Source organism: Streptacidiphilus jeojiense (assembly GCF_000719095.1).
GTDB lineage: Bacteria > Actinomycetota > Actinomycetes > Streptomycetales > Streptomycetaceae > Streptacidiphilus > Streptacidiphilus jeojiensis.
Genome location: NZ_JOEH01000004.1, coordinates 330277 through 343295, shown reverse-complemented (window position 1 = coordinate 343295; position 13019 = coordinate 330277). Strand labels below are relative to the sequence as shown.

The following is a 13019-nucleotide window of genomic DNA, read 5'->3' as shown; positions in this document are numbered from 1 at the left end:
GGGGACGCCGGGGACGCCGCTGCGGACGGCGAGGGCCCAGCCGATCAGCGGCGCCTGGAACGGCAGCCGGCCGAAGGCGACGGCCCGCTTGAGCTTCGAGGCGTTCCGCCAGTCGTAGGCCATCTGCACATTGGCCGGATAGACGGCGGCGAACAGCCCGGCGGCGGCGAGGCCGCCCACCCGGCGGGTCTGCGGGAGCGCCACCGCGGCGGCGACGGCCAGCTCGGCCGCCCCGCTGGCCCTGGTCCACAGCCGGGGGCTGCCCGGCAGCACCCTGGGGACGATCGCGTCGAACGGTCCGGGCACGGCGAAGTGCAGCGTGCCCATACCGGCGAGCACGCCGGAGAGCAGCAGGGCGGACCGGGTGCCGGTGGTGGCGTCGCGCAACCGGCCGAGGGCGGGATTCATGGCGCCCACACTGGCATACCCGGTAGTAGCTTCGGGAGGGGTGCGGCATGATCCCGGCCCATGATCCTCGAATCCGCACTGCTCGACGTCGTCCCCGGCCGGGAGGAGGCGTTCCTCGCCGACTTCCGCCGGGCCCGCCCGCTGATCGCCGCCCAGCCCGGCTTCCTGTCCCTGCGGCTGCTGCCCTGCCTGGACGAGGGGCGCAGTTCGCGCTTCCTGCTCCAGGTGGAGTGGGAGCGCCTGGAGGACCACACCGAGGGCTTCCGCCGCTCCGCCGAGTACCCCGAGTGGGGCCGGCTGCTGCACCCCTACTACGACCCCTTCCCGCTGGTCGAGCACTACGGGGAGCCGGTGCCGGGCCTGGACTGACCGGTTTGGGCCGAGCCGGGGACGGCTGATAGCCTGGGCCATCGTGTCTGCGGTACCCCATGCCCTCCGGGCGGGTGACCGACGGACATGACAGCACCACAGAAGACGCAGTACCACCAACCAATCAGACTGAGGCTATTTCGTGGCGAACATCAAGTCCCAGATCAAGCGCATCAAAACCAACGAGAAGGCTCGTCAGCGCAACAAGGCTGTCAAGTCCTCGCTGAAGACCGCGATCCGCAAGGCCCGTGAGGCCGTGGAGGCGGGCGACTTCGAGAAGGCCACCGCGCTGACCCGCGAGGCCAACAAGAAGCTCGACAAGGCCGCCAGCAAGGGCGTCATCCACAAGAACCAGGCCGCCAACAAGAAGTCGGCGCTCAGCTCCAAGGTCTCGGCTCTGCAGGGCTGACAAGCTCCTTGCTCTGATCTGTTCCGGTCGGAACGACCGCGCGGTCCCTCTCAACCGCACCGTTCCGACCCCGTCGCACGGAAACCGTCCGGCCCTCTACCCGGACTCCGTACGACCCCCTGCACCGCACGCGGCCTGCGTTCGCCACGCGGGTGCGGTGCCGTTTGAAGGCTTCAGACGACACAAGGGCCCCGCCTCGTTCTTCGAGGCGGGGCCCTTGTGCTGCGCGGAGCGGTGCGCTGTTCGGAGCGGTGCGCTGCTCAGCGTTGGGAGCGGGCGGCGTGGGAGACGGCTACGACGCACTGTTCGAGGGCGTAGGCGGGGTCGCCGGAGCCGCCCTTGACGGCGGCGTCGGCTTCGGCGATGGCGCGCAGGGCGGCGGCCACGCCGTCGCCGCTCCAGCCGCGGAGCTGCTGGCGGACCCGGTCGATCTTCCAGGGCGGCATGCCCAGCTCGCGGGCCAGGTCGCCGGGGCGCATCCCACGGTCCGCGGTGGCGACCCTGCCGATCGCGCGGACGCCCGAGGCCAGCGCGAAGACGATGCCGGTGGGCTTCTCGCCCACGGCCAGGGCCCAGCGGAGCTGGCCCAGGGCCTCGGCGGTGCGGCCGGTGACGGCCAGGTCGGCGACCTGGAAGCCGGAGGACTCGGCGCGGCCGGTGTAGTAGCGGGCGACCACGGTCTCGTCGATGGTGCCCTCGGTGTCGGCGGCCAACTGGCTGCAGGCCGAGGCCAGCTCGCGCAGGTCGCTGCCGACCGCGTCGAGCAGCGCCTTGCAGGCGTCCTCGGTGGCCGAGCGGCCGGTCACCCGGAACTCGGCGCGGACGAAGGCCAGCTTCTCGGCCGGTTTGGTCAGCTTGGGGCAGGCGACCTCGCGGGCTCCGGCCTTCTTGGCCGCGTCCAGCAGGCCCTTCCCCTTGGCCCCGCCGGCGTGCACCAGGACCAGCATCACCTCGGGCGCCGGGTCGTCCAGGTAGGCCTTGACCTCCTTGACGGTGTCGGCGGCGAGGTCCTGGGCGGCCCGGACGACGATCACCTTGCGCTCGGAGAACAGCGACGGGCTGGTGAGCTCGCTGAGCATGCCGGGTTGCAGGCCGCCCGGCTGCAGGTCCCGGACGTCCGTGTCCGGGTCGGCCCGGCGGGCGGCGCCGGTGGTCTGCGCGACGGCGCGGTCGAGCAGCAGCTCCTCCTGGCCGACCACCACCGTCAGCGGAGCGAGCAGGTCATCGGTTGGTTGCTTGGGCATCGGGGTCAGCCTAGTGGCAGGCACCGACAACGCCGCTCATGCCGGTTCGTGGCCCTCCAGCCAGCCGTCCTCGGCCGCGGCCAGCGCGTCCAGGTCCGCCGGGGTCAGGCCGGCGGGCAGCGGCGGGTGCAGTACGACCAGCCACTGGGCGTCCTCGGCGTCGTCCTCCCCGGCCAGTGCCTCGCGGTGCAGCTCGGGCTCCGGCAGTGCGGGGTGCTCCTCGGTCAGCCGCTCGGCGACGGCCTCGGCGGCGTCGCGGTCGGGGAGGACCAAGACGAGGGGATCGTGATCGTTGTGCACGCCGGAATTATCGCTCATGCGTCGCCACGGACAGTCGGCCGCCGTCGTCCAGGACCGCGAGGTCGCCCTGCAGGTCGGTGCGCAGCACGGTGGCGCCGAGCGAACGGAGCAGGGCGAGGGTGACCGGAGCCGGGTGGCCGTAGGTGTTGCCGGCGCCGCAGGAGATCAGGGCCAGACGCGGGGCCAGGGCACGGATCAGGTCGGGGTCCTGTTTGGCCGACCCGTGGTGCGCGACCTTGAGCACGTCCAGGTGGCGCAGGCCCGGGTAGGCGTCCAGGTTGAGAATGTCAGCGAGAGTTGGCACCTTTCAGTGAGAACTGTCATTTCCGCGCGTCTCGACGAGCCAGCGTGTCTCCTATCTGCGCCACGCGCAGCCAAGAAGGGGCTGGTATGGCGGATGGCTCCCAGCCTCACTTCCTTGATCGCCTGCGAAACGGCGAGAGTTGCGACATTTCGCTCCTCAGATCCCGCCGCGCATGCCATAGTTATCACAGCTGTGCTGCAGCATCACTCGACAGCACTAGGACGCGCGCCATAATTCATCCGAAAATTCAAGTCGCCTTGGAGACAATAGTGGCTGAAAAGGGTTCGCCCGAGCCACGGCGTAGTAGTACGTGCTTCCTGAAGGACGACGGTCGCGGGGCTTGCTTTCTGATCGCGTCAGTTCATCAATTGATCTCCGTGGGCGCCCCCCTGCCATGGTTGATGATCGGCAACAGGTGGGCTATATGCGCTCAACAGCACCACCCCGGTCTTCAGGTCCAGGGACTGGCGTCAATCGGTGGTGTCGTGCCGCGGTCGATGATCGGGATCAGGTAAGCGGCGTACTCGTCAAGCGCCGTGATCAGCTGATTGTCGGTGGGTCTCGTGATGCGACGCTGGATGCGTGACCAGACTGCATCGGTGCCCATTCGCCACTGTCTCTGCGTTTCTGGATCTTGCTGGTCGCCGATCGGCGTCGGGGCAAAGACGTGCTCGCCCTGGGTCACGAGGGACCAGAGTATGACGGATGCGGTGTTTCGCTTCCGATCACTGAGATCGATGGCGAACCCTCCCCCGGGGGCGTAACCGCCCGCTGGGACGGCGATGCGGCTGGCGATGACTTCCCATGGCTGCGGCCCGATGGACCACGCCGTCAGCATCCTTCTGCGCTGCTCGTAGTTGATCAACTCGTCGCGAGACTCGAGCTCAGCTGCCAGATCTCGGATTGCGGATTCGAATTCGAGAGGGTCGGGGCGCGTCCGTGCCCATCGGTGAACTCGTTTCGGGCTATCGGCAAGCCGGGCTGTCACGGCCGGGTTGCTTAGGAAGAGGCTCAGCCGGGCGGCGGCCTTCTGGATCGATCCGCCGGAAGCTGCCTGGCAGAGGCGAAGTGCGGCCGTGCGACGGAGGTGGACGGTCGCGACACCGTCCATGTGGGCGAAATACCTTCGATACCAGTCTTCCTCCAAGAACTGCGGAATGTGCTCGGGGCGAAAGCGCGTCCTGCGGACCGGATTCTTCAGGCTCCGTGCGAGGGAGGGCTTGGCAAATGTCTCAATTACTGTCGAGACCGCCTGGAGAAAGCCTTCGGAGACCTGGGGGCGAGAATCGAGGAATGCCCGGGCCCAACCGACCCTGGAGGGGCGAAGGTCCGGCTCGTTGAGCAGGATCCGCAGGTGGCCGGCGAACGCATCCGGGCCGGTCGGCCGCAGTAGTCGGTCAGCCGCCAGAAGGAGAGCCGCGTGCGGCTGTGCCGCCAGGATCGGCATGTCGTTCGAGGCGCGGGCGAACGTTGACCGCGAGAGCTCCTCCTTGTCGGCGGGGCCCGCAGACAAGAGCATCATGAGTTCCTGGCTGTCCAGGAGGTAGCGGGATCTGGGCCAGGAAGTCCGCAGAATGTGGCAGGCCGTTCTCAGATCGGTGAAGTAGTGAGCCGGTGAGGTGGAGTGCCCGAGAACTTCAACAGTTGCGGGACCGTCAGCCCGCAGCAGATCGAGGAGAAAACTCTGGAACTTCCGGTAGTCGGTCGGCAGCTTCCGGGAGGCGGTGGAGCCCCGGTCGAGACGGTGCCCGCATTCTCCGTCCATGAATGCCCTGCATTGCGCTGGGTGGAGACCCCAGTCGCGCCAGCGGGGCATGTGCCGGACGCCGCTGCGGGTCGCGGTGTGGAGGACCAGCGAGTTGCATGCGGGGCAGGAGTGTTCCAGGAAGCGGCGGTGTTCCAGACATGCGAAAACGGGCGGGAGGCGCCACGTGCTCTTCCAGGGACCGCCGAATGCTCTTTCCAGTGGATTGTTCTGACCTGCCAGGCACTGCGGGCAGTATCGGGTGGCGTGTATGAAGAGCCAGCGGTGCTGCTGATTTGCCAGGCCGTTGCGGCCGCTCGGGGACGGTTGCGCGTGCGGGTAGCGGCTTTTGAAAGTGTCCAGCAGCATGGCGTCCACCTCGTCGTCCTCGGCCTTAACCATCTGCGCGAAGGTGTGTCGCCGGTCGCGGTCGAGGCCGATCAGAAGTGACGTCGGCAGCACCGCTAGGTGCGGACGGTCGGCAAGTCCGGTGCGGACGGCCAGCTCTGCTGGCGAGGTGCCCAGACGGAAGGCCAGGCGAAGGAGGAGTCCGGGCAGGGACTCATCCGACAGCGGGGCAAGGCTCCGGGCCAGGGGACGCAGCGGGGGCATGAAGCCGGCTCACTTTCCCGAGGCGGTGATCTCGGGGACACCCTTGTCGTCGAAAACGGTGTTGCGCGGCCTGGGGCCTTGGGTCTTCCTTTTCGCCGGGGGAACATGCGGGACGTCGCCCTCTTCCCCTGCGGCCCGGTCCCGCTTGGGGTGCCGCGTGCGGATGACGATGCGGTCCAGCAGTTCCTCGGTGATCTCTTCGGTGCCAAGGTCCATGGCCAGCGAAGCCCCGTCCTCGATCAACCGCTCGATCAGGCCGACCACGCCGGCGGTGCGTCGGTAGAAGTACTCGGGCATGCCGCCGCCCGTCAGCATGCCTTCGCCAGCCTTGAACAGCCGCAACTGGCCTTCAAGGCCGGTGAGGTGGTCGACGAAGTGGGCGATGTCGGCGGGCGTGTCGTAGGTGAACGGCTTCAGGTCGACGAGGTCGAACCGCCGCGCGGTCTGGGTGGAGGCATCGTCCTTCCAGTCCCGGTGGCCTGGTTCGGGAAACTCCCACTGGCCGGTCTCCCGGTTCTGCCAGCCACCGCTGAGCAGGCCGGAACCGGGGATACCGACACCGATGAGGATCAGGGTGACGCGCATGCTCATCAGGGCTCTGATCAGGTCGAGGGTGTCCTGGTCATCCTTGCGGTGCATGCGCAACCGGGTGCAATCATCAAGGATCAGGACGCGGGTGCGGTGATCACGCAAGGACGCGCGGACCTGCTGGACAAGCTGGGTCAGGGTCATGTTGCGGCCGCTAGTGCCGAAAAAGTCGAGGATGGCCTGGCAGGTCGATTTCGGTGTCGCGGTGACAGGGGTCTGGACGTAGGCGACAGTGGACCGCAGGTCGCGGGCGCCGGGCAGTTCGGGGACGTCCACGAATTCCTCAAGTCCCAGCCACAGGTCCTCGAAGGCGGCTGCCGCCTCGACGGCCGTCTCGGTCTTGCCCTGGTTCCCACCACCGTTGATCATGATGCCGGGCCGAGTGGTCGGCTTCTGCTTCATCGCGTTGTTCAGCAGCCGGGTCTCCAGCAACTCGGACACGACCAGGCTCATCGGGGTGTCCTGCAGCGGCAGGTTTGCGTGCGTCGCCCTGCGATGGAGGTCGTGAAGGGCCCGTTCACGCTTGCCCATCGCCTGGTAGCGGGCAAAGGTGATGCGGGGAGCGGGGACGAAGGACTGCCGTGTCTTCCTCCACGTCGTCCAGCCCTCGGCGGTCTCCCGGTCGGGGACCTCGCCCGGCAGGATAAACCCGCTGGCCGAGGGCCTAGTTTCGGTGGTCACTGCCGGTCCTCTCCGTCTGCCTCGTTGTCGCCTGCCGAATCCGCGTCCGCTGCGACGATGTCGTCCACGGCCAACAGAGCGTGGGCCCTGCGGCGCGATCCGTCGCCCAGTCGACTCGGTGCGTTGGGCGGTTGCAGCACGGTGGCCTCGCGGCGGGTGCGGCGTTCGGCGTCCACGGCCTCGTCGACCAGGACCGGACGAGCCGGTCTGCTTCCGACGGCGGCGCCGACCGTGCCGGCGGCTGGTCGGTCTGCCGCCGCCGCTTTCACCTGGGCAGCCTCACGGGCCCGTTCGCTGCGTTGGGCCTTGGTCAGCTGCCCCGGCCATTGCTCTGCCTTGGCATAGGCAGCGAGCAACTCCAGCAGCAGGGGCAGCAGCTCGCTGTCCGAACGGGGCTTGAGGCCGGCCTGCTTCGCCGCGGTCAATAGCTCGCGTACCCGAGCGTCCGTGAAGGCGGGGATCTCGTCCTCCGGCGGCAGGCCCGTCCACCGCAGCTCGTGCCACTCATGGGTGCGCGGGTCCTGAAAGAACGCGAGCCGGGCGTCGCGGGGGTCACGATGCACCGTCCAGCGGTCCTTGTGCCGTCCGCCCCGCCCAGAACCCTCCTCCGCCCGATAGGCGTCCAGGGCCCTGCCGTCATACCAAAGTCCGCGGATCTTCACCCCGCGCTTGCCCTGGATGAGGACCTGGTGCCGGGGCAGCAGCTGATAGTAGAGGCTCGGTGAGGGAATCTCCAGAGCCCATCCGCCCTGAGCCATGGACGCGGCGAAAAGCGTGTTCGGGCTGTGATCGCCGACCGGATCCCAGCAAGGGGCGTGTTCGCCCAAGCGCCGCCGCTGCCACACCTTGACAATCCAGGTCGCCAGCAGCTGTTCCATCTGCTCGACCGTCAGGACCGCGTCGCCCTCGACATCGGCGCCGCGGTCGGAGGCGTCGACGCCGGTGTAGCCGGGCAGATACTCGAACAGCATCGAACGGACGGCGCCGAAGGCCCGTTCGACTGCCTGCTTGTCGGTCGGCCTCAAGACCCGGGCCGGGAGCACCCTCACTCCGAGAACGTTCTGGACCTGAACGAGGTGATGACTGCGGTAGACACTCCCGTGATCGGTGGTGACCGTCTCTGGCGAGAAGAACGGCAACGCGGCCACTGAATGCCCGGCGAACTCCGCAACCAACGCGGCCGGGACCCCGGGGTAGGGCCATTCCATGTCCTCGCCCCAGCTGGCCCGCATGGGCAACGGCATCGTCAGATCCCGCAGCAGCATCGCGACATCGGTCGAGGTGTCCGAGACCAGCGTCAGACGAAACCCGACCAGCGAGTGCGTGTAGACGTCCATGGCCAATGTGAGGTGGACCGTGACCGGATCGTCGAAGACCGCCTCCCGCAGCATCACCGGTAGCACCGTGGTGTCCAGGGCGACGACCTGCCCGGGTCTTTCCAGGATCACGTGTTCACCGGTGGTCTCCAGCAGTGCGGACCGGGCATAGCGCTGACGCGCGCGACCTGTGCCGAACCACTCCTGCCAAACCACTCGCAGGGTGCCGTAGCTCGGGATCTCCTTGAGGGCCTCCTCGCCGAACGTCTCCAGAACGTACTGGTGGATGAGTCCGACTCGGGCTCTCATGTTGATCTTCGATCGGTGCAGCGTCTCCTGCCGAACGGCGAGGATCGCCTTGCGGACCGCTTCCGTGATGCTCGGATGCCCGCGCGACGCGGGCGTCCAGCGGTCGTCGGCGCATCCCATCGTGACATCGACCCGCCGCTTGGACTCCCAGCGCGTCAGCGTCCGGTAGCTCACATGCGACAGGCCCAGCACCTTCGCGTGTTCCGGATCAAGGGCCTGCAGCTCGGCAACCTTCGCCCGGCGCCGCTGAGTGACCGTGGTGCAGTCCGGATCGTACTGGGGCCGCGGCTCACCCAGCCCCGGATGAAAGGGATCACCGTCGCGATATCCCGTCTCGACCTCCAGCAGGTGACCCCGCCTGATCCGCAGCAACTTCCTTTGGTGGACGCTGAGATCACTCTCTGTCTTCGGCTGCAGATGCTGACCCGACGCAGTCGAGACCGTCGACCGCCGGCAGCGAGGGTGGTGGGCGAGCATGCGGAACGACACCGTCTGCCGAGTCCCCGTCCGGGACGCCAAAAGCACCCGGCCGAACTGAGGTTCGACGAGGTCCACCTGCCATTCCTCGTCGTCCAGGATCAAGTTCTCGCCGACCACCAGTTCCAGGAATCCCGCTGCCTGCCCGCTCACCGGGCTGTCTCCCGCGCGACCCGGAGGGCGCTTCCATCCTTGAACGGCACCGTCAGGTCGACGGCCAAGCGCCGGTGCCAGAGCAGGTGCAAGATCACCGGTCTCGCCAGGGCCGGGAACTCGAAACCAGCCGCCAACTGCCCGAAGGTGAGCGGTTCCGCCGCGGCCCGGGCCGCCTGCAGCAGTAACGGCTTCAATCCCAGCGGATCCTGCATCGGGCGCCGCCTGGAGTAGAACAGATCGATGTTTCTCCAGGTCAACGGCCTCCAGCCGGTAACCACCGCGTAGCCCCATCCCAATGCGAGAGCGACCTCGGAGGTGGCCGCGAACTTCATGAGGTCATCGACGCTCATCCGGCCTGCAGGACGGATATCCACAAGCCACCGCTCACGGCTGGATACCAGCAGGAAATCGGGAATGTGCTCGCGCGGCCCTTCCTTGGACTCGAAATTCAGAAGGAAAGGCTGCGAGAGCATTTCGTCCGCATCACCCGCAAAGTCCGCCATCACAACGAACTGGTCCTCACGATGGGACTCGAATGCGTGCTGGCGCCCGGTCGGCAGCATCGGCTCCAGCCCAGGCCTATGAGACTGCTGCGTGCGCCAGGCGAAGCCACGCCACGGGACACAGCCCGTCAACGACACCGCGTTCAACCCCGCGACCGAGCCGGCCTGCTTCACCTTGCCGACCTTCCACGTCGCACACCATCGCTCTGACCAGCCCTGACCGAGGTTCAGCATCGCCCGGCCGACAGCCAGGTCCTCGTCATCACACAGAAGGGCCAGATCCTCCCACCCGCATACATCCGACCAGAGCGGGCTGGTCACCCTTCCCTCATGGACACGCGGGCCGACCGACCCATCCACGCTGATCTGCCTCATGGGTACAGCAAACGCAGGCATGCCGAGAGGCACGGAGCAATTTGATCAAAGAGATGCCAGAAGCGCCGAAACTCGCATAGGGTGCCACCCTCCATTGATATTCAGTGCCAACCATGACTGTCGGAAGGCGTCGGCACCGCAGGCCAGTGCACTCATAAAGTGCCAACCGCGACTGACATTCTCACAGGTGTTCCATGAGGCGGGACTGGGCCGGGGGTTCCAGGTCGCCCAGGAAGGCCATCCGCAGGCCCGGGGCGGTCACCAGCAGGGCGACGCTGGCGTTGTTGGGACCGCGGACGGCGGAGTCCAGCGGGCCGTCCGGCCACAGGACCTGCCAGTGCAGCTCGCCCAGGCCCCGACTCTCGCCGGGGGCCGCGGTGAGCAGCGGGACCCGGGCCTGGCCGGCCCAGCGGCGGATCCTGGCCCACTCGGCCGGCGGGTCCTGGCTGGGGGTGGTCTCGATCGCGCCCACCTGCCGGTCGTGCAGCACCCCGGGCAGTCCCTCGACGTGGTCCGCGTGGTCGTGCGTCAGCAGGAGCAACGGGATGCGGACCACCCCCAGGCTGCGCAGGCACCGGTCCACGGCATGCGGGTCCGGGCCGGCGTCGATGACCAGCGCCGAACCGGACCCGGCCGAGACCACCTCCGCGTCGCCCTGCCCCACGGAGCACATGACGACCCGCCAGTGGTCCGGCGGCCAGCCGGTCACCAGCCTGGTCAGCGGCGCCGGACGCAGCAGCACTGCGAGCAGCGACAGCGCCAGCAGCACGGCGACCGCAGGGTGCCGCAGCACCGGCAGGCAGGCCACCGCCGCGCAGCTGACGGCCGCCAGCAGGACGGCACCGCCCCAGCCGCCGGGCCAGGCGACCTCGGCACCGGGCAGGTCCGCGGCGAACCGAGCCAGGGCGATGATCCAGTCCGTGGGGAAGGACGCCAGCCAGGCCAGGAACTCCGCCACGGCCATCGACACCGGTGCCGCGGCCAGCGCCGCGAAGCCCAGCAGCGTGGCCGGGGCGACCGCCGCCTCGGCCAGCAGATTGCACGGGATCGCCACCAGGCTCACCCGCGCCGCCTTCACCACCAGCAGGGGCCCGCACAGCACCTGTGCGGCCGCCGCGCAGGCCAGCGCCTCGGCCGCCCAGCCGGGCCAGCCCCGACGGGTCAGCGCCTCGGCCCAGCGCGGACCCAGTGTCAGCAGCCCGGCGGTGGCCATGGCCGAGAGGGCGAACCCGTAGGACAGGGCGAGCCAGGGATCGACCAGCATCAGCAGCAGGGTCGCCCCGGCCAGGGCCGCCAGCGGGGCCGCCCGGCGGCCGGTGGCCAGCGCCAGCAGCATGATCAGGCCGGTGCCCGCGGCCCGCAGCACGCTGGGATCCGGACGGCAGAGGATCACGAACCCCACCGTCAGCGCCGCCCCGCCACCGGCCGTGACCCGCAGCGGCAGCCCCACCCGGGCCGCCAGCCCGCCGCGCTCCACCGTCCTCGCCCGCGCCGCCGCACCGACCAGCAGCACCAGGACGATGCTCAAATTCGCGCCTGAAACGGCAGTGATGTGCGCGAGATCGGTCGCCTTGAAGGCCTCGTCGAGATCCGGCGGCACCGCGCTGGTGTCCCCCACCACCAGGCCCGGCAGCAGCGCCCTGGGGTCGGGCTCCAGCGGCCGGGCGGCCGAACGCAGCCCGGCCCGCAGGGCACCGGCCGCCCGCTGCACCGTGTCCGGACCGGTCACCACCTGCGGCGGCCCGCGGACCACCAGCAGCACCGCGACGTCCCCGCCCTCGACCGGGCGCAGCCGTCCCGACACCGCCAGCCGGGTCGAGGGCAGCAGCGCCAGCCAGCGCCCGGCCTCGGCGCCCTCGGCCAGCACCGTGACCGGTGTGCGCACCGACATGCCCTCGACCTCGTCGACGGTCGCCCGGACCACGACGTAGGGCGCCGCCCCGCCGCCCGCGCCCTCCCGGGGATCCCGAGTGACCGTGAGCCGGGCCTCCACCACGGCCTGACGCCGCGCCAGCCCCGGCAGCGGTCCCCGGTGCAGGTCGGCGGTGGCCAGTGTCGCGGCCAGCGCGGCGGCGCCGACGCTCAGCAGCAGCCCGGCGAGCTGACGCCCACGGGAGCGCCGTCCGGACCAGAGCAGCAGCACGACCCCGCAGACCGCGGCGACGACCCCGGCCACCACCCGCAGCACCGCGCCGGGGCCGGCGCCCAGCACCACGGCCGTCGTCGTCCACACCACCAGTGCGGGACCGACCAGCCGCAGGTCGGGAGGCGGCTTCCCCTGCTCCTCCGCGCCCGCGCCCGGGCCGCTCATGGCTGGAGCTTGGCCCGCAGATCGGCGAGCCGACGCTCGCCGAAACCGCTGACCTTGCGCAGCTGGTCCACCGAGGTGAAGCCGCCGTGCTGGTCCCGGTACTGGATGATCCGCTGCGCCAGCACCGGACCGAGGCCGGGCAGCGCGTCCAACTGCTCGACGGTCGCCGAGTTCAGGCTGAGCGGACCGGCCGGACGTGCGGAGGAGCCGCTGGCGCCGGCCGCCCCCGGAGCGGCGCCCACGATGATCTCCTCGCCGTCGTTCAGCCGCCGCGCAAGGTTCAATCCGGTCAGATCCGTTCCCGGCGCCGCTCCCCCGGCGGCCTTCAAGGCGTCCTGGACCCGTGACCCGGCCGGCAGCGTCCGCACGCCCGGCTCCCGGACCCGCCCGGCGACATCGACGACCACCCCGCCAGCGACCCCGGCCCCGGCCCCGGCCCCGGAAGGCACCAGTACCGACGACGCCGCGGACGGCAGCGTCGACGACAGCGGCGGTGACAGTGAGGCGCCGGCGCTGACCTCGGCCGTCGGAACGGCGACCGGCTCCGGTCGTCCCGCCCAGAACTGCTGCGCCCCGTAGCCGACGCCGAGCACCAGCAGCACGGACAGGCCGACCACCGCCCGCCGGTCCAGGTCCAGCCGCTCCTGCAGGGCCAGCGGCAGCCGCCGCCGTACCGGCAGGGGCGCCGGCTCGGGCGACGGCCCCGCCCCCGGCGCAGGCGGCGCCGCGGCCGCCAACGGGGCTCGCGCTGCCGACCCGCCTCCCCGTCCGCGCCCCGCGGGCCCGGGTTCGAACAGCGCGTCCATGCGCTGTCGCACCAGCTCTGTGGTTGTGTCGCGGTCCCGCGTCAAGGTCCTCATGGCGCCGACGCTAGACCCGTGAAAGCCGCCTGCCGCACGCCTGCTGACGCCCT

11 protein-coding genes and 1 pseudogene are annotated in these 13019 nt (G+C 69.8%); 2 read left to right on the top strand and 10 right to left on the bottom strand.

What is annotated here, in order from left to right:
- Positions 1-15: 15 nt before the first annotated feature.
- A pseudogene (locus tag IF29_RS0106420) lies at positions 16-408 on the bottom strand (DoxX family protein); the annotation flags it as partial.
- 60 nt (positions 409-468) lie between these two features.
- On the opposite strand from IF29_RS0106420, the gene IF29_RS0106415 reads away from it, so the two are divergent.
- A complete protein-coding gene (locus IF29_RS0106415) occupies positions 469-777 on the top strand; it encodes an antibiotic biosynthesis monooxygenase family protein (RefSeq protein ID WP_030250784.1) in 309 nt (102 codons plus the stop codon).
- A 142-nt stretch (positions 778-919) separates the two neighbouring features.
- Complete coding sequence (rpsT, locus tag IF29_RS0106410; RefSeq protein ID WP_030250781.1) at positions 920-1186, top strand: 30S ribosomal protein S20; 267 nt, start codon at positions 920-922, stop codon at positions 1184-1186.
- Positions 1187-1446: 260 nt separating this feature from the next.
- Here the strand turns inward: rpsT and holA are convergent, their stop codons facing one another.
- From holA to IF29_RS0106365, 9 genes are all read right to left on the bottom strand, one after another.
- Positions 1447-2430: a DNA polymerase III subunit delta gene (holA, locus tag IF29_RS0106405; protein ID WP_030250779.1), complete on the bottom strand. Its 984-nt coding sequence runs from the start codon at positions 2428-2430 to the stop codon at positions 1447-1449.
- A gap of 36 nt (positions 2431-2466) precedes the next feature.
- The gene (locus IF29_RS0106400; RefSeq protein ID WP_030250776.1) at positions 2467-2748 is read right to left on the bottom strand and encodes a hypothetical protein; all 282 of its coding nucleotides are present in this window, start codon (positions 2746-2748) and stop codon (positions 2467-2469) included.
- On the bottom strand, positions 2738-3034 hold the full coding sequence (locus IF29_RS0106395; protein WP_030250773.1) for a ComEC/Rec2 family competence protein: 297 nt from the start codon (positions 3032-3034) through the stop codon (positions 2738-2740). Before IF29_RS0106395 ends, IF29_RS0106400 begins: the two co-directional genes overlap by 11 nt.
- A gap of 451 nt (positions 3035-3485) precedes the next feature.
- Entirely contained in the window at positions 3486-5390 is a 1905-nt protein-coding gene (locus tag IF29_RS0106390) for a TniQ family protein (protein ID WP_030250771.1), read from the bottom strand.
- Between the two features lie 9 nt (positions 5391-5399).
- On the bottom strand, positions 5400-6659 hold the full coding sequence (locus tag IF29_RS0106385; RefSeq protein ID WP_030250768.1) for an AAA family ATPase: 1260 nt from the start codon (positions 6657-6659) through the stop codon (positions 5400-5402).
- The gene (locus IF29_RS0106380; protein WP_030250766.1) at positions 6656-8914 is read right to left on the bottom strand and encodes a DDE-type integrase/transposase/recombinase; all 2259 of its coding nucleotides are present in this window, start codon (positions 8912-8914) and stop codon (positions 6656-6658) included. Before IF29_RS0106380 ends, IF29_RS0106385 begins: the two co-directional genes overlap by 4 nt.
- Complete coding sequence (locus tag IF29_RS0106375; protein ID WP_232242042.1) at positions 8911-9795, bottom strand: TnsA-like heteromeric transposase endonuclease subunit; 885 nt, start codon at positions 9793-9795, stop codon at positions 8911-8913. The genes IF29_RS0106380 and IF29_RS0106375 overlap by 4 nt, the downstream gene beginning before the upstream one ends.
- 181 nt (positions 9796-9976) lie before the next feature.
- The gene (locus IF29_RS0106370; RefSeq protein ID WP_051724953.1) at positions 9977-12106 is read right to left on the bottom strand and encodes a ComEC/Rec2 family competence protein; all 2130 of its coding nucleotides are present in this window, start codon (positions 12104-12106) and stop codon (positions 9977-9979) included.
- Entirely contained in the window at positions 12103-12966 is an 864-nt protein-coding gene (locus tag IF29_RS0106365) for a ComEA family DNA-binding protein (RefSeq protein ID WP_198037319.1), read from the bottom strand. Before IF29_RS0106365 ends, IF29_RS0106370 begins: the two co-directional genes overlap by 4 nt.
- Between the last annotated feature and the right edge of the window lie 53 nt (positions 12967-13019).

Excerpts from the sequence above, each read along its gene's own strand:
- IF29_RS0106415 (WP_030250784.1), top strand. The coding sequence starts at position 469 with ATGATCCTCGAATCCGCACTGCTCGACGTCGTCCCCGGCCGGGAGGAG.
- holA (WP_030250779.1), bottom strand. The coding sequence starts at position 2,430 with ATGCCCAAGCAACCAACCGATGACCTGCTCGCTCCGCTGACGGTGGTG.
- IF29_RS0106400 (WP_030250776.1), bottom strand. The coding sequence starts at position 2,748 with ATGAGCGATAATTCCGGCGTGCACAACGATCACGATCCCCTCGTCTTG.
- IF29_RS0106390 (WP_030250771.1), bottom strand. The coding sequence starts at position 5,390 with ATGCCCCCGCTGCGTCCCCTGGCCCGGAGCCTTGCCCCGCTGTCGGAT.
- IF29_RS0106375 (WP_232242042.1), bottom strand. The coding sequence starts at position 9,795 with ATGAGGCAGATCAGCGTGGATGGGTCGGTCGGCCCGCGTGTCCATGAG.
- IF29_RS0106370 (WP_051724953.1), bottom strand. The coding sequence starts at position 12,106 with ATGAGCGGCCCGGGCGCGGGCGCGGAGGAGCAGGGGAAGCCGCCTCCC.
- IF29_RS0106365 (WP_198037319.1), bottom strand. The coding sequence starts at position 12,966 with ATGAGGACCTTGACGCGGGACCGCGACACAACCACAGAGCTGGTGCGA.